Here is a 22,085-nt window from a genome sequence, read left to right as displayed (position 1 = left end):
GGGCAAAGCTGGTGGCGTCGGGACATTGATGTAATGATGCGGTTCCCGCTGATTTCGCCATGGTGCGACGTCGGCAATGACTTGCCCGTGCTCCCGCAGAGGCCACCGCTTCGTCTTGCGGTGCGCCGCGTCTCCGCCTAGATATTGGACGAATGCCCCTGTTCTGCCGGATCATCTGTTTTGATCGATAATAGTTCAAATATTGAGGCCCGTATGACCACCGCCGAACTCGACCGCCCCGCGCCCCGCGCCGAAACCCGCGCATCGGCGCTCAAGGCCCTGACCCATGCCGCCCATGAGCGGCTGGACGGTGCCATCATGGCCGGCCGGCCGTTCGAGAGCCGCGAGCGCTACGGGCGCTTCCTCGCGGTGCAGTATCTGTTTCATCGCGACATCGCCGCGCTCTATGACAGCCCCGCCCTCGGCGCGCTGCTGCCCGACCTTCCCGGCCGCCGCCGCCTCTCCGACATCGCCGACGATCTGGCCGATCTCGGCCTCCCCGTGCCCGCGCCGACCGAGGCGCCCGCGCTGGGAGCGGCGACGCCTCTGCCTGAGGCGCTGGGCTGGCTCTATGTGGCGGAGGGCTCGAACCTCGGCGCCGCCTTCCTGCTGAAGGCCGCCGCCGGCCTCGGCCTCGACGAGCGCTTCGGCGCCCGGCACCTGGCCGCCGCGCCGGAGGGGCGGGGGCTTCACTGGAAGACCTTCGTCGCCGCGCTCGATGCCGTGCCCCTCTCGGCCGAGGAGGAGGCGCGGGCCGCCCGCGGCGCGGAAGCCGCCTTCAATCGGGTCGCCTCCTATGTCGGCGACGTGTTCGGCTGATCCGCCTACCGTCATTACCTGCCGCCAATCCACCTGCCGCCAAGCTCTGGACGCCGTTGCCCCGGCCCGCATAGTCTCGCGCCGCTCGCGAGCGGGAGGGGACCATGGGGGACGGGGTGCTGTCGCGTCGTGCGTTCGTTGCGGCGCTATCCGCCGGCTTGGCCGGGGTTTCACAGGCCTCGGCCGCGACGGCCGGGATCGATCCGCAGCGGGTGGCGCGCGTCGCCATCCATCCCGCCATCGGCGTGGCGCGGGTCGGCAACAGCAAGGACGCCTTCTATTTCGGCCCCGAGGTGCCCGGCGGCGTGCCCGCCGGCCCGTTCAAGGATGAGGCCGGCGCCATGGCCCGGCAGGCCGCCCGCTTCCGCCTTTTCGCCTATGACGCGCAGGGGCGCGTGCTGGGCGAGGTGACGGCGCGCGAGGCGGAGGTGTCCTGGACGCTGACCGTCGCAAACACCAAGGCGCTCTGGTACGGCATCGACATTCCCTTCGACCTGCCCGGCGCGCCCGCCGCCGGCCGCCGCAACGCCAAGGTGGCGGACCGCGCCAGCCTCGCCATCGTGCCCGGTCCACGCACCGTCTCCGGGCCGGGCGCGAGCCCCCAACGGCTCGATGGCGGCACCTTCCAGGGGCAGAAGGTGACGCTCGGCGAGGTCATGACCGACACGGACGGCCGCCTCGTGGTGATGCCCGCGTCCGGCCGCTGCCATCCCGCGCCGGACGCCCCGCCCATGAGCGGCTATGCCGACAATGACGGCTGGGCCGACGACACCGGGGACGGGCCGGTGGATGCGGTGGTGCGCATGGGCGGGCGGGAGTTCCGCGCCGATCCCGCGTGGCTCATCAGCGTCGGCCCAAACTATGCGCCGGCCATCGCCACCAGCCTTGTCACGCTGCACGACGTGGTGGAGGCGACTTTGGTCGCAGCCGGCAAGCGCAAGGCGCCGCCGACGGTGTTCGAGGACCACGTCTGGCCGGTCTTCGCCCGCCTCTCCGATCTGCAATGGGTGAACGCCGGCTTCTTCGCGAAATTCGGGTTCGGGTCGGCGAAGGATTTCGCCAGCCCCGCCTTCCGCGCCCGCCTTGCCGATACGGCACCGGCCAATGCGGCCTTCCGCGCCGAGATCTTCGCCCTGTTCCGCGATCCCGCCTCCGGGGATGTGCGGCCGGACCTCGAGCCGCAGCTCTACGGCGACCATCTGGTGATGCCGCCCGACGCCATCGAGCCGCGCCAGTGGATGACGCTGACGCCGCTGCAATATGCCCATCTGCGCAACTGGGCGGCCGGCCGCTTCACGCCCGGCCGTCCGTCGCGCGCGGCGCGGCTGGAGGAGATCGCCGTCGCGGGCCGGCCGGCGGCGCTGGACCGGGCTTCGCTGGAGGCGTGCGTCGGCGGGCCGTTCCATCCCGGGCAGGAATTCCCGTGGATCGCCCGCGTGTCGTGGATCTGGACCGCCGACATGCGCCTCGCTTCCACCGCGCGGGCGGTGGACCTCACCGACTACGGCCCCGAATTGACCTCGCCGGAAGCACTGTCGAAATCCGGCCCGCTCTCCCGCCTCGGCCCCGGCGGCATCACCCAGTGGCTCGGCCTGCCGTGGCAGGCGGACTGGGCGAGCTGCCGCTCGGGCTACCAGTCCTCCATCTCGCCCGTGCTGCCCGCCTTCTGGCCGGCGCGGGTGCCAAACACGGTGCTGTCGGAAGCCGACTACAAGGTGGTGATGGACACTGCCCGCGCCATCGAGGAGCGCCGCGCCGCCTTCGCCCGCCGCCGCGACTGGGAGCGCTTCATCAGCGCGCCGACCCGCCCGCCGGTGCTCGCCGCCATGGCGCAGGACTGGTTCCGCCTCGGCATCGTCGCCGACCGTCCCGGCCCGCGCGACGGCGCCTTTCCCGCCCGCATGAAGGTGGAGACGCTGGTGGGCTTTTCCCGCGAGCCGGACGTGAGCTATGGCGCCAACACGCTCTATCCGCAGGCGGCGACCTTCCCTCTGGTGACCGCCAATTCCGACGACAACAGCCTGCGCCTCGTGGATGCCGAGGGCGCCGTGACGGTGATGACCCTCTCCGCCCCGCTGGAGCGGCCCGAGGGCATGACGCGCAACCTCGACGGCAATCTCTACGTCTCCTGCATGAATGCCGGCTATGTGCGGCGGGTGACGCCCAAGGGTGAGGTCTCCCTGCTCGCGGAGGGCTTCTCCCAGCCCATGGGCATCGCCGCCGACCGGCAGGGCAATCTCTACGTGGCCAACTGGGTGGAGAAGGGCTTCGTCTCCGTCATCACGCCGGACGGGAAGAGCCGCGTGCTGGTGCCGCCGGAGGCAGGGCTCGTGTCGCCCATCGGCGTCATCGTCACGCCGGATGGCGCGCTGCTGGTGAGCTGGGGCGGCACCTCGGTGGCGCGGATCAACGCCACCACGGGCGAGATCATCAACCTCCACTGGCTCACCGGCTTCCGCAATCCCCGCCAGATGGCCTACGACACCTCCTACCGCCTCTATGTGGCGGACCAGCTGGACAATGGCGTGAAGCGCTTCGACCCCCTCGGCGCGCCCATCCCGCTGATCCTGCGCGGGGCGGAACTGACCATGCCGTTCGGCCTCGCCTTCGACCTCAAGGGCGATCTCTACACGTCGCAGACGCGCGGACGGCTCATCAAGAAAGTGCAGCTGAAGGGCGAGGTGGGCATCGTCTCCGACTTCGCCGATGGCCTGCCCAATCCGGGCGGCCTCGTCTTCATCGGATGAGGTGCGATCTGCTGGTCGCTGGCGCCGGCCCGGCGGGCGCCGCCGCAGCCATCGCCGCGGCGGGGCGGGGGCTTCGGGTGGTGCTGCTCCACGACCCGCGCGCCACCGCGTGGCCGGGGGAGAGCCTGCCGCCGGGCATGGCAGGGCTGGTGGACGCCGCCTTCGGGCCGGGACTGCTCGACGAGGACCGCCACCTCGTTGCCTACGGCACGCGCGCCGCGTGGGGCAGCGATGATCTCGTGGAGACGGATTTCCTCGCCAATCCCCTCGGCGGCGGCTGGCTGCTCGACCGCGCCCGCTTCAATGCCGATGCGCGTGCCCGCGCGGCGGCGGCCGGCGCGACGATGCTGGAGGGGCGGCTGGAGGGTATCGCCGCCGCCTCCGATGGCTGGGACATCACGCTGAGAGACAGCCGGCGCATCGCCGCGCGCTTCATTCTCGATGCCACCGGCCGCGCCGCCGCCGTGGCGCGGCGGCTGGGCACGGGGCGCGAGGCCTCCGACCGTCAGGTGGCGCTGGTGGCGACGCTGGATGACGCCGACCCCTATCGCGGCACGAGCGTGGAGGCGGTGGCGGATGGCTGGTGGTACACGACGCCCCTTCCCGGCGGCCGGCGCGTCCTCGCCTTCCTCACCGATGCCGGCCTTCTCGGGGACGGCACCGCCGGATGGGCAAGGCGCCTTGAGGCGACGCTCCACATGCGGCGGATCGCCGGCGCGGCGGCGGGCGCCGCCCCCCGTATTTGCCCGGCCGAAACCGCCGCCGAGCGCACCCTCCACGGCCCGCGCTGGTGCGCGGCGGGGGATGCGGCCATGACGTTCGACCCCCTGTCCTCGCAGGGCATCACTGCCGCCATCCTCATGGGTGCCCGCGCCGGCGCGGCGGTAGTGGAGGCGCTGGCGGGGGAGACCTCCGCCTTTGACGACTGGGCGGAGGATTACCGCACCCTTCAGGGCGAGACCGCCGACCTCGGCCGTCATTACGCGCTGCTGGAAGCCCGCTGGCGCGATGCGCCTTTCTGGGCACGTCGGCGGATGGCGGGGTCGTAGAGCGCATTCCCCCTCGGGCGATGCTCAAACCGCCGTCGCCCGCCGGCTCGACCGGAAGACGACGATGGGAGGGACGGGGATGGTGCTACTGGGCGGCCGAGGTGAGCCTGTGGCCGATCTTCACCCGCCCCTCGCCGCAGACCCCGCTGCCCGACGCCGCCGTCCGGTGCTAGACAGAAGCGGGGATGGAACGGGGGACATCATGGGCACGATCGTATCGCTGCGCTCGGAGGCGCTGTCGGCGGAGATTTCCACGCTGGGCGCCGAGCTGCGCGCGCTTGCGGATGCCGAGGGCCGCGCTTTGCTGTGGCATGGCGACCCGGCCTTCTGGACCGGTCGCGCGCCGCTGCTGTTCCCCATCGTGGGCGAACTGCCGGACCTCACCCTCGTGCATGAGGGCAAGGGCCATTCCATGCGCCGGCACGGCTTCGCCCGCTTCTCAGTCTTCGAGGTGGTGGCCGAGGCGCCGGACCGGGCCACCTTCCGCCTCCTGCCCAGTGAGGCCACGCGCGCCGAATATCCCTTCGATTTCGCGCTGGAGGTCACTTTCGCGCTCGAAGGCGCGACGCTGGCCATGGAGGCGGTAGTCACCAATCCCGGCCCCGGCGTGCTGCCGGCGAGCTTCGGCTACCACCCGGCCTTCCTCTGGCCGCTGCCCTATGGCGGCACGCGGGCCGAGCACCGGGTGATCTTCGAGCATCCCGAGGCCGCGCCGATCCATCGCCCGGTGAACGGCCTCCTCTCCCGCGCCGTCGAGCCGAGCCCCGCCGCCGACGGCGTGCTGACGCCAGACGATGCCATGTTCGAGCGGGACGCGCTGATCTTCCTCGGTCTGAACTCCCATCGCCTGCAATATGGCGTGCCCGGCCGGCCGGGGCTGGACATCACCTTTCCCGGCATGCCGGACCTCGGCATCTGGACCAAGCCCGGCGCCCCCTACCTCTGCATCGAGCCGTGGTCCGGCTATGCGACGCCCGAGGGCGATGCCCGCCCGTTCGTGGAGAAGCCGGGCCTTCTCCACATCCCGCCGGGCGAGCAGCGCCGCTTTGTGATGAATGTGCGGCTGATCCCCGAAATCGCCGCCTGAGGAGCGCTAAGCGCCTTTGAACGTGGGCACTTTCGCTCCGCATGTCGCAGGGCGGCGGGCGCCATCCCCTGCCGGTTGGGGCTGTCCCGCGTCATGCCCCTTGATGGAACGCGCCGGGTTTGCTTCCATCAGGGCATGACGACCGGCCTGATCGAGATCCGCAGGGCCAAGCCCGCCGACGCCAAGGCGATCGCGGCGGTCCATGATGACGCCTGGCGCACCGCCTACCGTGGAATCATTCCGGGGCTTGAACTGGAGCGCATGGTGGAGCGGCGCGGCCCGCGCTGGTGGGATGCCGCGATCCGCCGGGGCAGCCGCCTGTCCGTCCTGCTCGTTGGCGAGGATGTCGCCGGCTACGTGAACTATGGCGGCAACCGCGCCAAGGCGCTGCCCTATGGCGGGGAGATCTACGAGATCTACCTGCACCCGCAATACCAGGGCCTCGGCTTCGGCCAAAGGCTGTTCGCGGCGGCGCGGCGCGATCTCGCCATAGCCCGGCTCGGAGGTCTCGTGGTGTGGGCGCTCTCGGAAAACGAAGGCGCCATGGGCTTCTACAAGGCGCTGGGGGGGCAACCGGTCGCATCCTCGACCGAGCAGTTCGGTTCGAAAACACTGGACAAGACCGCCTTCGCTTGGCAGCGGTAGCGCCCGGACAGGCATGAGCCCGTCCGGTCCGCAGAGCCCGCAAAGCCTTGTGCCGTGTGGGTTCGACTTTGGTCGGAGCGGGCCTGAAGTCCCGTGGCCAGTGGCAAGAGCGAGCATCCCATGCGCATCGACGCGATCCCGATCGGCAAGAACCCGCCCCACGACGTGAACGTGCTGATCGAAGTCCCGATCGGCGGGGAGCCGATCAAGTACGAGATGGACAAGGCCGCGGGCACCCTCTTCGTGGATCGCTTCCTCTATACCGCCATGCGGTATCCCGGAAACTACGGCTTCATCCCGCACACCCTCTCCGGCGACGGCGACCCGTGCGACGTGCTGGTGGCCAACACCCGCGCCATCGTGGCCGGCGCGGTCATCTCGGTGCGCCCCGTCGGCGTGCTGCTGATGGAGGACGAGGCCGGCATGGATGAGAAGATCATCGCCGTGCCCTCCTCCAAGCTCACCAAGCGCTACGACAAGGTGAACAACTACAGCGACCTGCCCGAGATCACCCTCCAGCAGATCGAGCACTTCTTCGAGCACTACAAGGATCTCGAACCCAACAAGTGGGTGAAGATCGTCGGCTGGCGCGATGCCGCCGAGGCGCACAAGCTCATCCTCGAAGGCATCGAGCGCGCCAAGGCCGAAGGCAAGGAAGGCTGAGGGCTGCGCTGCCCTCTCGGCCGTTTACCTGTCGCCCTCCGGCTCGACCGGAGGGCATTGGGTCCGTGTTCCCCGGACAAGCGACACCGAAGGTGGAGCGGCCGATCCGGGGGCCAGCGCAAAACTCCCGCGCAGCGGGGCATTATCCCCTCTCCCGCAAGGGGAGAGGGGGACGTGCAGCGCCTTCGGCGGTCTCTTGCGCTGGGCCCCGGCTCGCATTCCGCTTTCGCTTCATGCGTCCGGGGCACGCGAGCGGGCTCACGCCGGCGCCTTCGCCTCCAGAATCAGCTTGCGGATTTCCGGCAGGCAGGAGCCGCAATTGGTGCCGGCCTTGAGCCGCGCGCCCACCGCCGCCGCATCGGCGGCGCCGTCCCGGATGGCGGCGAGGATGGTGTCCTTCGGCACGCCGAAGCAGGCGCATACCAGCGGCCCGCAGGCCGCGGCGGCGCCGGCGCGCCGGCCGGAGAGCACGAGGCGCCGGTCGGCGGCTGAGACCTCCGACGCCAGAAGCCCCTTCAGCGCATCCCACGCCACGCGCTGGCCGGCGGCAGCGATGAACACCGCGAAATCGAGCCGCCCGTCCGCATCGAAGGCGGCGGCGCGATAGAGGCCGGAGGGCGTGTCGCTCAGTTCGGCCACATCGGCCGGCCCTTCCGCCGTCACCCATTGCGCCCAGTCCTCAGGTGCCATGCGGCCGGCGATGCGCCAGCCGAAGCCGCCCTCCAGCGCCGCGCGCGCCCACCACACACCCTCCGGCAGCGGCATGTGGCGGCGCGCCAGCACGAAGCCCTCGAACGGTGCGGCATAAGGCGCGAGGGCGGCCGGCGTCGCCTTGGCGTCGGGCTGGCCGGAGACCGGATCGGTCACCGCATGCACCAGCGCGCCGACGCGGCCGTCCGACGAATTGGCGTGGCTCCAGTGGATGGGGGCGAAGAGCGTGCCCTGCCTTTGGCCGGCATCCACCACCACCTCCAGCACCGCGCGGCCGTGGGCGCTTGTCACCTCCGCCAGCATGCCCGTGGCGAGCCCCAGCGGCGCGGCATCGTCCGGATGCACCGCCACGAACGGCGCCGGGATGTGCGCGCCGAGGCGGGGGGCAAGGCCGGTGCGGGTCATGGTGTGCCACTGGTCGCGGATGCGGCCGGTGTTGAGCAGGAAGGGGAAGGGCGGGGTGCTTTCCGCGGCCGCCACGGGACGCGGGGCAACGAAGCGGGCGCGCCGGTCCGGCGTGAAATAGCCGCCCTCCGCGAAGAGGCGCGCCGTGCCCTCCACCCGGCCGGCGGGGACGGGCCATTGGACCGGCGCGATATCCTCATAGGCGGTCTCGCTGAGGCCGCCGAAGGCGGAGATGTCGAAATCACGCGTCCCGCCATTCTCGAAGCCGGACAGCGCGGCGTGCTCGCGGAAGATGTCCGCCGGCCCGCGCCATTGGAAGGCCGCGCCGAAGCCGAGGCGCTCGGCCACGCCCTTGAGCGCCCACCAGTCCGGTCTCACCTCGGCCGGGCGGGGCAGGAAGGGGCGCTGGCGGGAGATGCGGCGTTCGGAATTGGTGACGGTGCCGTCCTTCTCGCCCCAGGCGGCGGCGGGCAGCATCACATGCGGGCGGCAGGCGGCGGTGTCGTTGGCCACCACATTCTCGGACAGGACGAACAGCTCCAGCCCTTCCAATGCCGTGCGCACGGCGTCCGCCTGCGGCAGGCTCACGGCGGGGTTGGTGCCCATCACCCACAGGGCCTTGATCTCGCCCCGGCCGATGGCGGCGAACATGTCCACCGCCTTGTGGCCCTCATGCTCCGCCATGTGGGGCGCGCCCCAGAATCGGCGCACCCGGTCCACCTCTGCGGGGGAAAAGCCCATATGGGCGGCGAGCTGGTTGGCGAGCCCGCCCACCTCGCGCCCGCCCATGGCATTGGGCTGGCCGGTGAGGGAGAACGGCCCCATGCCCTCCCGTCCGATACGGCCGGTGGCGAGATGGCAATTGAGGATGGCGTTCACCTTGTCGGTGCCCACCGCCGACTGGTTCACCCCCTGCGAATAGCAGGTGACGGTGCGCGCCGTTTCGGTAAACAGCGCGAAGAAACGCTCCACGTCCTTGACCGCCAGCCCGCAGGCGCGCGCGGTGGTTTCGGCATCGGGCGCCACCGCGCGGGCGGCTTCCAGCGCTTCGGCGAAGCCGGTGGTGTGCGCCTCCACATAAGCGGCATCGAAGGCCGGGCTCTGCGCCAGATGCACCAGCAGGCCGGAGAAGAGCAGCGCGTCCGTGCCGTGGGCCAGCGGCAGGAACAGGTCCGCCTCGGCCCCCGTGTCGGTGCGGCGCGGATCGATGACGACCAGCTTCGTGCCCCGCGCCTTGCGCGCCTGTTCCATGCGGCGGAACAGGACAGGATGGCACCACGCCGTGTTGGAGCCGGTGAGGATGATGAGGTCCGCCCGGTCCAGATCCTCATAGCTGCCCGGCACCGTATCCGAGCCGAAGCCGCGCTTGTGGCCGGCGACGGAGGAGGACATGCACAGGCGGGAATTGGTGTCCACGTTGGCCGTGCCGAGGAAGCCCTTGGCCAGCTTGTTGGCGGCGTAATAATCCTCGGTCAAAAGCTGGCCGGAGAGATAGAAGGCCACCGCCTGCGGCCCGTGCCGGTCGATGATGTCCCTGAGGTCGGAGGCGATGCGGTCGAGCGCCTCGTCCCACGTCGCGCGGGCGAGCGCGCCGTCCGCGCCGCGCACCATGGGATGGAGCAGGCGGGTGCCGAGCCCCAGCGTCTCGCCCAGCGCCGCGCCCTTGGAGCACAGGCGGCCGAGATTGGCGGGGTGGTCGTGATCCCCCTCGATGAGCGCGCCGCCGCGCCCGTCGGGCGTCGCCTTCACGCCGCAGCCGACGCCGCAATAGGGGCAGGTGGTCTTCACCGAAGGGGGTGAGGCGAGCGGGGCGTTCATGCCGGTCCTGCCTGAGGCTTGGCCATCATTTCTAGCTCAGTACACGTCGGCCTGATAGCGCCCGGCGGTCTTGAGATCGGCGACGAATTTCGCCGCCGCCTCCGCCGAAAGACCGCCATGGGTGGCGGCGACATCAGCCACCGCCTTTTCCACGTCCTTCGCCATGCGCTTGGCATCGCCGCAGACGTAGAAATGCGCGCCATCCTTCAGCCAGCCCCACAGCTCCGGGCCGGCCTCGCGGATGCGGTCCTGCACATAGACCTTGCGCTCGCCATCGCGCGACCAGGCGGTGTCGAGCCGGGTGAGGCAGCCGGCCGCCTGAAGGCCGGACAGCTCGTCCTCATAGAAGAAATCCGTCTCGCGCCGCTGGTGGCCGAAGAACAGCCAGTTGCGTCCCGGCGCCCTGGTCGCCAGCCGCTCGTGCAGGAAGGAACGGAACGGCGCGATACCCGTGCCGGGGCCGACCATGATGACGTCCTTCGCCAGATCCTGCGGCAGCGCGAAGCCGTGCGCCTTCTGGATATAGGCCTTCATCCGCGTGCCGGGCGCGAGCCGGTCGCCGAGGAAGGTGGAGGCGACGCCGAGCCGGGTGCGGCCCTCCAGATCATACCGCACCGCATCCACGGTCAGGGTGAGCCGGCCGGGGGTGGCGACGGGGCTGGAGGAAATGGAATAGAGGCGCGGCTGCAGCGGCTCCAGGCACTCCACCAGCGCCTCCGGATCGGGGCGGATGCCGGGGAATTTTCGCAGGGCCGCCAGCACGTCGAGGCTGGCGGCATCGCCGTCCGGGTCCTCGCCGTTGGCGAGCGCGCGGGCCTTGGCCTTGCGCGCCCCGCCGACGAGATAGGAGATGAGGGTGAAGAGCGCGTCCGGCGCCGATTTCAGGCACACCTCGCGGGCCAGCACCTCGGCCAGCGTATGGCCGGCGATGGGGAAGTCGGCGGGGGCGTGCAGCGCCTCCAGCACCGCCGCGACGAGGCCCGGATCGTTCACCGGGAAGACGCCGAAGCTGTCGCCGGCGGCATAGTCGATGCCCGAGCCGGCAAGATCGAACTCCACATGCCAGGTCTCCTTCTCCGAGCCCTCCTTGTTGAGGCGGGTGCGGGAGAGGAAGGTGACTTCGCCGGGATATTCGCGGGTGCCGGTGGCGGGCGCGGCGTGGCCGGGGGCCGGGTGCGCGACAGCCGTGGCCGGGGCCTCGGGCGCCGCCTCGGCGGGGGCGGAGGTTTCCGCCGCCAGCTGCTTCAGCATGCGCAGCGTCTCCTTGCCGCCGGGGGCGCAGAGATTGAGCTTGCTCTCCGCGCCGCTCGCAAGCGCCTGCGCATAGGTCTCGCAGACATAGCCGCACTGGCCGCAATCCTGCTGCGCCATGGCCGCCATCATGCGCCGGGGCAGGGCCTTGCCCTCGGCCAGCGCCATGCGCTCGGGAAGCGGCATGGACGGGTCGTGCCAGGGGGCGCCATCGTCCTCCTCCGCAGGCGCGGGCGCGGAGATATCCGGCATCAGCGCCGCCGCGTCACCGGCCGACAGGGCCATGGGCGCGTGCCCGGCGTCGGTGGAGAGGATGGCGGCGAAGAAGCCGTTCAGCCACGCGCGCTGCTCCGCCGAGAAGGGGGCGCTGTCGGGCAATACGGGGACGACGGGGGGGCGGGACTGGAGGCTCATGGGCGGGATCCGGAAACGGTGCGCGCCAGGGGCGCGCGCATGTTGCGCTGGGTCCCGGCTCTCCTTCCACTGCGCTGCCTTGCGTTGCAGTCGGCCGGGACACGCGCCCGCTCTCGCGCCCCGGACGCATGGAGCGTCCGCGGAATGCGAGCCGGGGGCCAGCGCACGGCGTCACGCAGCGGTCGAATGGAAGGGACCGGGCGATTCATGCCGCCGTCGCCAGCGCCTTCAGCGCATCGGGATCGAGGCGGCGGGTGAAATCGGCGAAGGTCTCGCCCGGAGTGCGGTGGGCCTTCCAGCTTTTCAGCAGGCGTTCCACCACGGCCGGGGCGTCGTCCGCCGGCACATATTGGTAAAGCTCGCGGGCGATGGCGGCCGCGCTGCCGAAGCCTCCGCCGACGAGGATGTGATAGCCGTCCACCGTGTCCCCGTCGTCATTGACGGGCACCCGCGCCCCGATCAGCCCGATATCGCCGATGTAATGCTGGGCACAGGAATTGTGGCAGCCGGTGACATGGATGTTCACCGGCCCGTCGAGGGCGACGCGCTCTTCACAGTGGGCCAGAATGGCCCGCGCGGTGCCCTTGGTGTCGGCCGCCGCGAAGCGGCAGCCCTTCGCCCCGGTGCAGGCGACGATGCCGGCCTGGAGCGGTGTTGCCTTTGTGGAGAGGCCGAGGGCTTCCACCGCGTCCGTGACGGCCGCGATATCCGCATCGGCAACGCCGGAAATGAGCAGGTTCTGCCAGACGGTGAGGCGGATGTCGCCGTCGCCGGAGCGCGCCGAAATGTCGGCGAGGCCGCGCATCTGCGCCGCGCTCATGCGGCCCACGGGCGTCGCCACGCCCACATAATTCAGCCCCGCCTGCTTCTGCGGATGCACGCCGAGATGGGCGAGCCGGTCCGGCTCCGCGCGCGGCTTCACCGCCGCGGCGGCAAGGCGGGTGAAGGGGCGGCCGAGCTTGTCCTCCACCAGCTTCAGGAAGCCGTCGAAGCCCATGGAATCGAGCACGTATTTCAGCCGCGCCTTCTTGCGGTCGGTGCGGTCGCCGGTGTCGATGAAGGCGCGCACGATGGCCGCCGCCACCTCCACCGCCTCGTCTGGGCGCACGACGATGCCGGTGTCGCGGGCGAAATCCTTGTGCCCCGTGATGCCACCCAGCACGAGGCGCAGCCACACGCCTCCGTCGACGCCGAAGCCGTCCATCACCTCCACCGCCTGGAAGCCGATGTCGTTGGTGTCCTCCAGCGCGCCGATGGTGCCGGCGCCGTCGAAGGCCACGTTGAACTTGCGCGGCAGGCCGTACATGTCGCGGCTGTTCAGGATGTAATGGTGCCACCCGCTCGCCAGCGGGCGGGTGTCGAGGAGTTCCTGCGGGTCGATGCCGGCGGTGGGCGTGCCGGTGACATTGCGGATATTGTCCGCGCCCGAGCCCTTCGCCGTGAGGCCGAGGGCGACGAGACCTTCCAGCGCCGAGATGCCGTCGGTGGCCGCAATCTCGCGGATCTGGAGATTGGCGCGGGTGGTGATGTCGGTGTAGCCGCCGCCATGGCGCTCCGCGATGTCGGCGACGCCCCGGAACTGCCAGTGGGTGAGGATGCCGCCGGGAATGCGCATGCGGCACATGTAGCTGTCCTGCGCCGGGGCCACATGGAACAGGCCGTGATACTTCCAGCGCAGCAGGTCGGGGCCTTTCGGGAACACGCCCTCGCGGGCGGCGGCGCGCATGCGGTCATAGGCGTCGAGGCCCAGTTCCTCGCGCTTGGCCTTCTCTTCCGGGGTGAGCTTCCTGCCCTCCGCCTCGAAGCGGGCCATGGCGCGGTGGCTGGCGGCGTCCGGGCCGGTCATCTCCGCCACCGGCGCGACTGCGGGCGCGGGCGCGCTCCGGGCGATCTGCACCGCCTTGGCGCCGGAGACGAAGCCTTCCAGATAGCGTTTCTGGTCGGTGGTGAAATCGGCGCCCATGGGGTTTCCTTTCTTCTTCTTGTCAGGCGGCTGCGGCCACCGCATCGCGGCCGAACGCAAGCTCAGGGCGCATGGCGGCGATGGGGGTGCGGCGGGTGATGAGGTCGAGGTAGAAGAGGCCGTCCGCCGTGTCGCCGAACAGCACGGCGCCGGCGAGCAGGCCGTCCTTCACGATGAGCCGGCGATAGATGCCAAGGCCCCGGTCGGTGAGCACGATGTCCTCGGTGCCCGGACCGCCGGTGACGTCGCCGGCGGAGAAGACGGGCACGCCCGACACCTTGAGATTGGTCGAGACGACGGAGCCCGCATAGCGCGCGTCCTCTCCCGCAAGGCGACGGGCGAGCACGCCGGCCTGCTCATAGGCCGGGGCGACGAGTCCAAAGGTCATGCCGCGATGCTCGGCGCATTCGCCGATGGCGAAGATGTCGGGGTCGGAGGCTGCGAGGGTGTCGTCCACCACGATGCCGCGCTTCACCTCCAGTCCCGCCGCGCGGGCAAGGTCCGCATTGGGGGTGACGCCGCAGGCCACCACGAGAATGTCGGCGGGAATGACGCGGCCGTCTTTCAGGCGCAGGCCGGTGACACGGCTTTCGCCCTCGATGGCCTCGCTCGCGGCGCCGAGCAGCACTTCGATGCCCTTGGCCTCCACCGCGCGCCTGAGGAAGGCGCCGGCGGCGACATCGAGCTGGCGCTCCATCAGCCGGTCCATCAGGTGGACGAGGCGCGTTTCGACGCCTGCGCCGGCAAGGCCCGCCGCGGCCTCGATGCCAAGCAGGCCGCCGCCGATGACCACGGCGCGGGTTCCGGGAACAGCGGCGGCGGCGAGCAGGGCTTCCACGTCCTTCAGATCGCGGAAGGTGTGGACGCCGGGCAGCGCCATGCCGGGCAGCGGCAGGCGGATGGGATGGGAGCCGGTGGCCAGCACCAGCTTGCCGAAGGGCAGGCGGCGTCCGTCCGCCAGCACCACTTCACGGGCGGCGCGGTCGATGGCGGCGGCGGGGGTGCCGTATTGCAGGGTCACGCCGCGCGCGCGCCACCATTGGGCGGGCTTCATCTCCGCCTCGGCGGCGCTCATGTGGCCGGCGAGCACTTCGGACAGCAGCACGCGGTTATAGGCGAGGCAGGGCTCCGCCCCGATCACCGCAACGGCGTGGCGGCCCAGCGCGCGGGAGGTCAGCTCCTCGCAGAGCTTCGCGGCGGCCATGCCGTTGCCGATGACGAGAAGGGGCTCGCTCACGCCTGCCTCCTTACTCGGCCGCGACCGGCGCCTTGGCGGCGGCGGCGATCATGACGGAGGAGAGGATGGCGTAGGCCTCGATCCACGCGGCCTTCGTCTCGGGGGTGAAGTCCGGCCCGAGGCCTTGCTCCAGCGTCCAGATGAGCGCGGCGCCGACGGGGGCGTAATGCTCGTCCTTCACGCCATAGCCCACATGCTTGCGGGCGAGGCTCTCGGCGGCCGGGACGATCTTCGACAGATCGTTGAGGCCGGCGACCACGAGGCCGAGCGTCGCCATGAGCTTGGCGCCCTGGAGGCTCATGTCGCCCTTGAACAGGGGCTTCACCTCCGGCGCGATCTCGAACAGCCGGCCGTAGAACAAAGCGGCGGCGGTGTCGGAGATGGGAACGACCTTGCGAAACGAATCCTGGATCAGATCAATCTGGCTCGGAGTCATGGATATCTCCTGGCTTGAAATGAAGACGGGGAGCGGGTGCGGGGAAACCCGCTCCCCGGCGCGTCAGGCCGCCTCGACGAAGCGGTGGCGTTCGTGGAGGAATTTCAGCACCGCCTCGCGGGCCTTGAGGTAGGTGGGGTTGGTCACCAGCTCGAGGCGCTTGCGCGGACGGGGCAGCTTCACCTCCAGCACCTCGCCCACATAGGCGGAGGGGCCGTTGGTCATCATCACGATGCGGTCGGAGAGCAGCACCGCCTCGTCCACGTCGTGGGTGATCATGAGGATGGTGTTGCCCAGCGTGGCGTGGATCTGCATCACGCTGTCCTGGAGATGGGCGCGGGTGAGCGCGTCCAGCGCGCCGAACGGCTCGTCCAGCAGCAGCACCTTGGGCTCCATGGCCAGCGCCCGGGCGATGCCGACGCGCTGCTTCATGCCGCCGGAGACTTCCGCCGGGCGCTTGTCCTTGGCGTGGCCCATCTGCACGAGGTCGAGATTGTGCAGGGTCCAGTCGTGCCGCTCGGCGCGCGAGCGGGTGCCAGAGAAAACCTTGTCCACCGCGAGGCGCACATTTTCGTAGACGGTGAGCCAGGGCAGCAGCGAGTGGTTCTGGAACACGACCGCTCGGTCCGGGCCGGGGGAATTCACCTCCCGCCCGTCGAGGATCACCCCGCCCGTGGTGGCGGAGGTGAGGCCGGCCACGATGTTGAGCAAGGTGGACTTGCCGCAGCCCGAATGGCCGATGATGGAGATGTACTCCCCCTTGGCGATGTCCAGGGAAACATCGCGCAGCACCTCGGTGGTGGCGGCGCCGCGGGAGAAGGTCTTGCCGATCTGGCTGAGCTCGAGATAGGCGGGCATCGAAGCCTCCTTGAAGATGGGGTCGGGCAGGGCTCAGGAAGCCTGCGTGCCACGGGTGACGAAGGAGCCGATGCCGGCCACCAGGCGGTCGAGCACGAAGCCGACGAGGCCGATGTAGACGAGGGCGACGATGATGTCGGGCAGGCGGGAGGAGTTCCACGCATCCCAGATGAAGAAGCCGATGCCGACGCCGCCGGTGAGCATCTCCGCCGCAACGATGGCGAGCCAGCTGAGGCCGATGCCGATGCGAAGGCCGGTGAAGATGTAGGGCGCGGCGGACGGCAGCATGATCTTCCAGAAGAATTCGAGCGGGTTCAGCCGCAGAACCAGCGCCACGTTCCGGTAATCCTGCGGGATGTTCCTTATGCCCACCGCCGTGTTGATGATGATCGGCCAGATGGCGGTGATGAAGATCACGAAGATGGCGGAGGGGTTCGAATCCCGGAATGCGGCGAGCGCGATGGGCAGCCACGCCAGCGGCGGCACCGTGCGCAGCACCTGGAAGATGGGATCGAGCCCGCGCATGGCCCACACCGACTGGCCCACCACAGCGCCGAGCGCGATGCCCACCACCGCCGCGAGGCCGAAGCCCACCGCCACCCGCTGGAGCGAGACCAGAACGCGCCAGCCGAGGCCGATGTCCTGCGGGCCGGCGACGAAGAAGGGGTCGAGGATGAGGTCCTTGGAATCCGCCCAGATGCGGCTCGGCGGCGGCAGCGTGGCGCCCGCGCCGGAGCACAGGATTTCCCACAGCAGGCCGAGCAGCACCACCATCACCAGCGGCGGGATGACGGTGGCGGCGACGGATTTCGCATAGCCCGGCCAGCGGGAGGGCCGGCGCATGGCGGCAGGCTTCATCTTGACGACTTCTGCTGTCCCGGAGCGTCGGACCTCGCGGGGCGGCTCCTTCAAGGCGGTGACGGACATGGGCACGAACTCCGGGTCTGGGTATCGGGAAGAGGCCCCCTCCGCGCGGGAGGGGGCGTATTGGCGCGGCTCAGGCGTCGACGCGCTTGATGCCGAGGCTTTTGAGGTAGGCCTGCGGATCGGCGGGGTCGAAGACCTTGCCGTCGAAGAAGGTTTCCTTGCCGCGCGACGACGAGGCGGGGATATCGCTGGCGGCGACGCCCAGCTCCTTCGCCGCCTCGCGCCAGATCTCCTCGCGGTTCACCTTGGCGACGAGGGCGTTGATGTCCGTCGTGGGCTCGAACTTGCCCCAGCGGATGTCCTCGGTGATGAACCAGGCGTCATGGCTGCGGAAGGGATAGGAGGCGTGGTCCATCCAGAACTTCATGTACTGGTCGGAATTCTTCACCACGCGGCCATTGCCGTAATTGATGTCGCCGATGGCGCGGCCGTAGATGTCGGAGACGGGCACGTTGAACCACTGCCTTTTGCCGACGATTTCCGACATCTCCTTCTTGTTTTCCATCTTGTCGCACCATTGCTGGGCTTCCATGACGGCTTTCAGGATGGCGCGGGTGGCGTTGGGGTTCTTGTCCACATAGTCGGCGCGCATGCCGAGCGCCTTCTCGGGGTGCTGCTTCCAGATCTCGCCGGTGGTGCAGGCGGTGAAGCCGATGCCCTGGTTGACCAACTGCTCGTTCCACGGCTCGCCCACGCAGAAGGCGTCCATGTTGCCGACCTTCATGTTGGCCACCATCTGGGGCGGCGGCACCACGATGGTGGAGACGTCCTTGTCCGGGTCGATGCCGGCCGAGGCCAGCCAGTAGCGGATCCACAGATCGTGGGTGCCGCCCGGGAATGTCATGGCGATCTTTACTTCCTTGCCCTCGGCCTTCTTCTTGGCGAAAGCCTCCTTGAGGGCGCCGGCATTGGCCGTGACCTTGAGGTCCTTGTATTCGTTCGAGACCGAGATGGCCTGCGCGTCGAGGTTCAGGCGCGCGAGGATGTACATGGGGGTCGGCACATTGTTCTGCGTCACCTTGCCCGTGGAGATCAGGTAGGGCATGGGCGTGAGGATGTGCGCGCCGTCGATGCCGTTCTTCTCGCCGCCGAGCACGAGGTTGTCGCGGGTGGCGCCCCAGGAGGCCTGCTTCACCACCTCCACGTCGGGCACGCCGTGCTTGGCGAAGAAGCCCTTCTCCTTCGCGATGACGAGGGGCGAGGCGTCCATGAGCGCGATGTAGCCGAGCGTCGCCTTGGTGGTCTCCGGCGTCGCCGCATAGGCCGCCGGCACGCCGCCGGGGAACGCCATGCGGATGCTCTCGAACAGAGCGGCGGTGCCCAGCGCGGCGGCCGTGCCCTTCAGCAGCGATCGGCGCGAGACGCCGGCGGCAGCGGCCGGGGTGGCGCTCTCAGTCTTGGCGCTCTCAGCCTTGGCGTTCGATGTGGCTGCGGATTCGGCGGCAGCGGACTCGGCGGCGGCGGACTCGGTCTTGGAAGCGTCGCTCATTTTGTTTTCCCCTGGACGGCAAAGGCGGACGAGGAGACCCGAAACGAAAAAAGCCGCGGACATGCTCACGACCTTCCGGCCATGGCTGTCAGCGGCTCTGCTGCGGGTCCCATCGTTGGGACGAATATGGGGCGCGGTCATCATCGACTGCGCCGCAACGTTAAAAGCAAGCGGCGGGCCAACTGCCTCGAAATGCCTATCTGGCTGATTTGAATATTGAATCTTGTCTGATTAAAAATTGGGCGCGGATACTACCTGCATCAGTGTTGGTCATTACGCGATGCAGATGCCTGTGAAGTGTGCGACGCGGCACGGCTTGACCGTTGGAGCGTGCACCTCTTGAGCCGCGTCTATCGGCGGCGCGGCCGCCGGTGCCGCTCTTGTCCCCCGCCGCCCCCTCGGGCATCGTGCGCGCCTTCGATCGACCCCGATTCCGACCGCTGGTCGCCGCTGCCGCCGGACCTCTGAAGGACGCCCCATGTCCCCCTCTCCCCGCCCCCTCAAGCCCGGCGACCATGTGTTCCTGGTGGATGGCTCGTCCTTCGTGTTCCGCGCCTATTTCCAGTCCATCAACCAGGACCGGAAGTACAATTTCCGCTCGGACCGGCTGCCCACGGGCGCGGTGCGCCTCTTCTGCACCAAGCTGTTCCAGTTCGTGCGCGACGGGGCCGTGGGCATCCGCCCCACCCATCTCGCCATCGTCTTCGACAAGTCGGAGGACAGTTTCCGCAAGGAGCTTTATCCCGACTACAAGGCCAATCGTTCCGAGCCGCCGGAGGAGCTGATTCCCCAGTTCCCGCTCATGCGCGAGGCGGTGCGCGCCTTCGGCCTCATCCCCGTGGAGCAGGCGCGCTACGAGGCGGACGACATCATCGCCACCTATGCCGAGCAGGCGGTGAAGGCGGGGGCGGACGTGCTCATCGTCTCCGCCGACAAGGACTTGATGCAGCTGATCGGCCCCAAGGTCGCCATGTATGACCCCGCCTCCGGCGAGAGCGGCGGGCGCGGGGCGCGCCCCGAGCGGCGCATCGGCCTCGGCGAGGTGCAGGAATATTTCGGCGTGCCGCCGGAGAAGGTCACGGACGTGCAGGCGCTGGCGGGGGATTCCACCGACAACGTGCCCGGCGTGCCCGGCATCGGCATCAAGACCGCCGCCCAGCTCATCGCCGAATATGGGGATCTGGAAACGCTGCTCGCCCGCGCGGGCGAGATCAAGCAGCCCAAGCGTCGCGAGTCGCTTCTGAACAATCAGGAGGCGGCGCGCATCTCCAAGCAGCTCGTGACCTTGGTGCGCGACGTGGCGGTGGAGGTGCCGCTGGAAGACCTCGTGCTGGAAGACCCGGACGCCAAGCGCCTCATCTCCTTCCTGAAGGCCATGGAATTCACCACCATCACCCGCCGCGTGGCCGAGGCCTATGGCGTGGAAGCCGGCGAGGTGGAGCCGGACCCGAAGCTGGCGCCCAGCGGCGGTGACCTCTTCGCGCCCGCGGCCGCGCCCGCCGCAGATGGGGAAGCGCCGGCCGCCGTCGCCCAGCCGGGCGCCGCTGCCGCCGCCCCCGGCGGCACGCCCACCCCTGCCGATCTCGCCCACCAGCGCGCGCAGGCCGCGCGGGCGACTCCGGTGGACCGCAAGGCCTACCGCACCATCCTCGATCTCGCCGAGCTGAAGGCGTGGTGCGCCAAGGCCGTGGACCTCGGCGTCGTCGCCTTCGACACCGAGACCAATTCCCTCGATCCCATGCAGGCGGACCTCGTGGGCGTCTCGCTGGCGCTCTCGCCCAATGAGGCCTGCTACATCCCGCTGCTGCATCAGGGGGCCGGCGATGGCCTGTTCAGCGAAGGCCTGCTGCCGGGGCAGATTTCCCTCGGCGATGCGGTCGCCGCCCTGAAGCCCATGCTTGAGGACAGGGGCACGCTCAAGGTCGGGCACAATGTGAAGTATGACGAGGCGGTGCTGGCCCGCCACGGCATCACCGTTGCGCCCATCGACTGCACCATGTGCATGTCCTACGCGCTCGATGCCGGCAAGAACGGCCACGGCATGGACGAACTCTCCGTCCTCCATCTCGGCCATCAGCCCATCGGCTATTCGGAGGTGACGGGGAAGGGCAAGGCGCAGATCACCTTCGACAAGGTGGCGCTGGAGCCCGCCACGGCCTACGCCGCCGAGGATGCGGACGTGACGCTGCGCCTGTGGCAGGTGCTGAAACCCCGGCTCGCCGCCGAGGGCCGCACCACCGTCTACGAGACGCTGGAGCGCCCGCTCATTCCCGTGCTGGCGCGCATGGAAGCCCGCGGCATCGCCATCGACAAGGCCATGCTGGCGCGCCTCTCCTCCGAATTCGCGCAGGGCGCGGCGCGGGTGGAGGACGAAATCGCGGAGCTGGCCGGCGAGCGGCTGAACGTGGGCTCGCCCAAGCAGATGGGCGACATATTGTTCGGCCGCATGGGCCTGCCCGGCGGCACCAAGACCGCCACCGGCATGTGGTCCACCAAGGCCACCGCGCTGGAGGAACTCGCCGAGCAGGGCCACAAGCTGCCGCAGAAGATCCTGGAATGGCGCCAGCTCTCCAAGCTCCGCTCCACCTATACGGACGCGCTGCCGAACTTCGTGCATCCTGAGACGAAGCGCGTCCACACCTCCTATGCGCTGGCCGCCACCACCACGGGGCGGCTCTCCTCCTCCGATCCCAACCTTCAGAACATCCCCGTGCGCACCGAGGAAGGCCGGCGCATCCGCCGCGCCTTCGTGGCGGAGGAGGGCAACCTCCTCGTCTCGGCCGACTATTCGCAGATCGAACTGCGGCTCCTCGCCGAGATCGCGGAAATCCCGGCGTTGCGGCAGGCCTTCACCGACGGGCTCGACATCCACGCCATGACGGCCTCCGAGATGTTCGGCGTGCCGGTGAAGGACATGCCGGGGGAGATCCGGCGGCGGGCGAAGGCCATCAATTTCGGCATCATCTACGGCATCTCCGCCTTCGGCCTCGCCAACCAGCTCTCCATCCCGCGCGAGGAGGCGGGGCAGTACATCAAGCGCTATTTCGAGCGCTTCCCCGGCATCCGCGACTATATGGAGGAGACCAAGACCTTCTGCCGCGAGCACGGCTATGTGGAGACGCTGTTCGGCCGGCGCTGCCACTATCCGGACATTGCGGCGAAGAACCCCTCCATTCGCGCCTTCAACGAGCGCGCCGCCATCAACGCCCGCCTCCAGGGCACCGCCGCCGACATCATCCGCCGCGCCATGATCCGCATGGAGCCGGCGCTGGAACAGGCTGGCCTTTCCGCCCGCATGCTGTTGCAGGTGCATGACGAACTGGTGTTCGAGGTGCCCGAGGGCGAGGCCGAGGCGACCATTCCCGTCGTGCGCCACGCCATGGAGAGCGCGGCGGCGCCCGCCGTGCAGCTGGCCGTGCCGTTGAAGGTGGACGCGCGGGCGGCGAAGAACTGGGAAGAGGCACACTGAGGGGCGGCTCTCGCGTCCCGGCCGACTGCAACGCAGCCTTTCCGCTGTCATGCCCCGGCTTGTCCGGGGCATCCACTTGGCCGACGGACTGCTCTGC

The 22,085-nt window shown here is 69.7% G+C and carries 15 protein-coding genes; 7 read left to right on the top strand and 8 right to left on the bottom strand.

Going from position 1 to position 22,085, the window contains the following annotated elements; genetic code table 11:
* Nucleotides 1–213 precede the first annotated feature (213 nt).
* The 6 genes from V5F63_RS22285 to ppa all read left to right on the top strand — a co-directional run bounded on the left by V5F63_RS22285 (nucleotide 214) and on the right by ppa (nucleotide 7,010).
* Complete coding sequence (locus V5F63_RS22285) at nucleotides 214–819, top strand: biliverdin-producing heme oxygenase (RefSeq protein WP_394101058.1); 606 nt, start codon at nucleotides 214–216, stop codon at nucleotides 817–819.
* A gap of 104 nt (nucleotides 820–923) precedes the next feature.
* Nucleotides 924–3,566, top strand: coding sequence for a LodA/GoxA family CTQ-dependent oxidase (locus tag V5F63_RS22280; protein WP_394101059.1), 2,643 nt, complete (start codon nucleotides 924–926; stop codon nucleotides 3,564–3,566).
* A complete protein-coding gene (locus V5F63_RS22275) occupies nucleotides 3,563–4,615 on the top strand; it encodes an NAD(P)/FAD-dependent oxidoreductase (RefSeq protein ID WP_394101060.1) in 1,053 nt (350 codons plus the stop codon). The genes V5F63_RS22280 and V5F63_RS22275 overlap by 4 nt, the downstream gene beginning before the upstream one ends.
* Nucleotides 4,616–4,817: 202 nt before the next feature.
* A complete protein-coding gene (locus V5F63_RS22270) occupies nucleotides 4,818–5,702 on the top strand; it encodes an aldose 1-epimerase family protein (RefSeq protein WP_394101061.1) in 885 nt (294 codons plus the stop codon).
* 135 nt (nucleotides 5,703–5,837) lie between these two features.
* Nucleotides 5,838–6,347: a GNAT family N-acetyltransferase gene (locus V5F63_RS22265; protein WP_209485805.1), complete on the top strand. Its 510-nt coding sequence runs from the start codon at nucleotides 5,838–5,840 to the stop codon at nucleotides 6,345–6,347.
* 120 nt (nucleotides 6,348–6,467) lie between these two features.
* A complete protein-coding gene (gene ppa, locus V5F63_RS22260; RefSeq protein ID WP_209485803.1) occupies nucleotides 6,468–7,010 on the top strand; it encodes an inorganic diphosphatase in 543 nt (180 codons plus the stop codon).
* Between the two features lie 258 nt (nucleotides 7,011–7,268).
* On the opposite strand, the gene V5F63_RS22255 is transcribed toward ppa, so the two are convergent.
* From V5F63_RS22255 to V5F63_RS22220, 8 genes are all read right to left on the bottom strand, one after another.
* The gene (locus tag V5F63_RS22255) at nucleotides 7,269–9,944 is read right to left on the bottom strand and encodes a molybdopterin-dependent oxidoreductase (protein ID WP_394101062.1); all 2,676 of its coding nucleotides are present in this window, start codon (nucleotides 9,942–9,944) and stop codon (nucleotides 7,269–7,271) included.
* A gap of 36 nt (nucleotides 9,945–9,980) precedes the next feature.
* A complete protein-coding gene (locus V5F63_RS22250) occupies nucleotides 9,981–11,609 on the bottom strand; it encodes a sulfite reductase subunit alpha (RefSeq protein WP_394101063.1) in 1,629 nt (542 codons plus the stop codon).
* Between the two features lie 205 nt (nucleotides 11,610–11,814).
* Nucleotides 11,815–13,572 (bottom strand): NirA family protein, encoded by a 1,758-nt coding sequence (locus V5F63_RS22245; protein WP_394101064.1) that lies wholly within the window; start codon nucleotides 13,570–13,572, stop codon nucleotides 11,815–11,817.
* A 22-nt stretch (nucleotides 13,573–13,594) separates the two neighbouring features.
* A complete protein-coding gene (locus tag V5F63_RS22240; protein ID WP_394101065.1) occupies nucleotides 13,595–14,809 on the bottom strand; it encodes an NAD(P)/FAD-dependent oxidoreductase in 1,215 nt (404 codons plus the stop codon).
* A 10-nt stretch (nucleotides 14,810–14,819) separates the two neighbouring features.
* Nucleotides 14,820–15,245, bottom strand: coding sequence for a globin family protein (locus tag V5F63_RS22235; protein ID WP_209485780.1), 426 nt, complete (start codon nucleotides 15,243–15,245; stop codon nucleotides 14,820–14,822).
* Nucleotides 15,246–15,308: 63 nt separating this feature from the next.
* Nucleotides 15,309–16,103 (bottom strand): ABC transporter ATP-binding protein, encoded by a 795-nt coding sequence (locus V5F63_RS22230; protein ID WP_209485778.1) that lies wholly within the window; start codon nucleotides 16,101–16,103, stop codon nucleotides 15,309–15,311.
* A gap of 33 nt (nucleotides 16,104–16,136) precedes the next feature.
* Complete coding sequence (ntrB, locus tag V5F63_RS22225; RefSeq protein WP_394028867.1) at nucleotides 16,137–17,030, bottom strand: nitrate ABC transporter permease; 894 nt, start codon at nucleotides 17,028–17,030, stop codon at nucleotides 16,137–16,139.
* A gap of 70 nt (nucleotides 17,031–17,100) precedes the next feature.
* Nucleotides 17,101–18,519 carry a CmpA/NrtA family ABC transporter substrate-binding protein gene (locus tag V5F63_RS22220; RefSeq protein ID WP_394101066.1) on the bottom strand — a complete coding sequence of 473 codons (1,419 nt, stop codon included), beginning with the start codon at nucleotides 18,517–18,519 and terminating at the stop codon, nucleotides 17,101–17,103.
* Nucleotides 18,520–18,997: 478 nt separating this feature from the next.
* Here V5F63_RS22220 and polA point away from each other — a divergent pair, with 478 nt between their 5' ends.
* Complete coding sequence (polA, locus tag V5F63_RS22215) at nucleotides 18,998–21,988, top strand: DNA polymerase I (protein WP_394101067.1); 2,991 nt, start codon at nucleotides 18,998–19,000, stop codon at nucleotides 21,986–21,988.
* Nucleotides 21,989–22,085: the final 97 nt, after the last annotated feature.

It is taken from the genome of Xanthobacter wiegelii (assembly GCF_043193855.2).
Taxonomy (GTDB): Bacteria; Pseudomonadota; Alphaproteobacteria; order Rhizobiales; family Xanthobacteraceae; genus Xanthobacter; species Xanthobacter flavus_A.
Note: the sequence above shows the minus strand (reverse complement) of the source record. Positions and strands in the feature narration are given on the sequence as shown.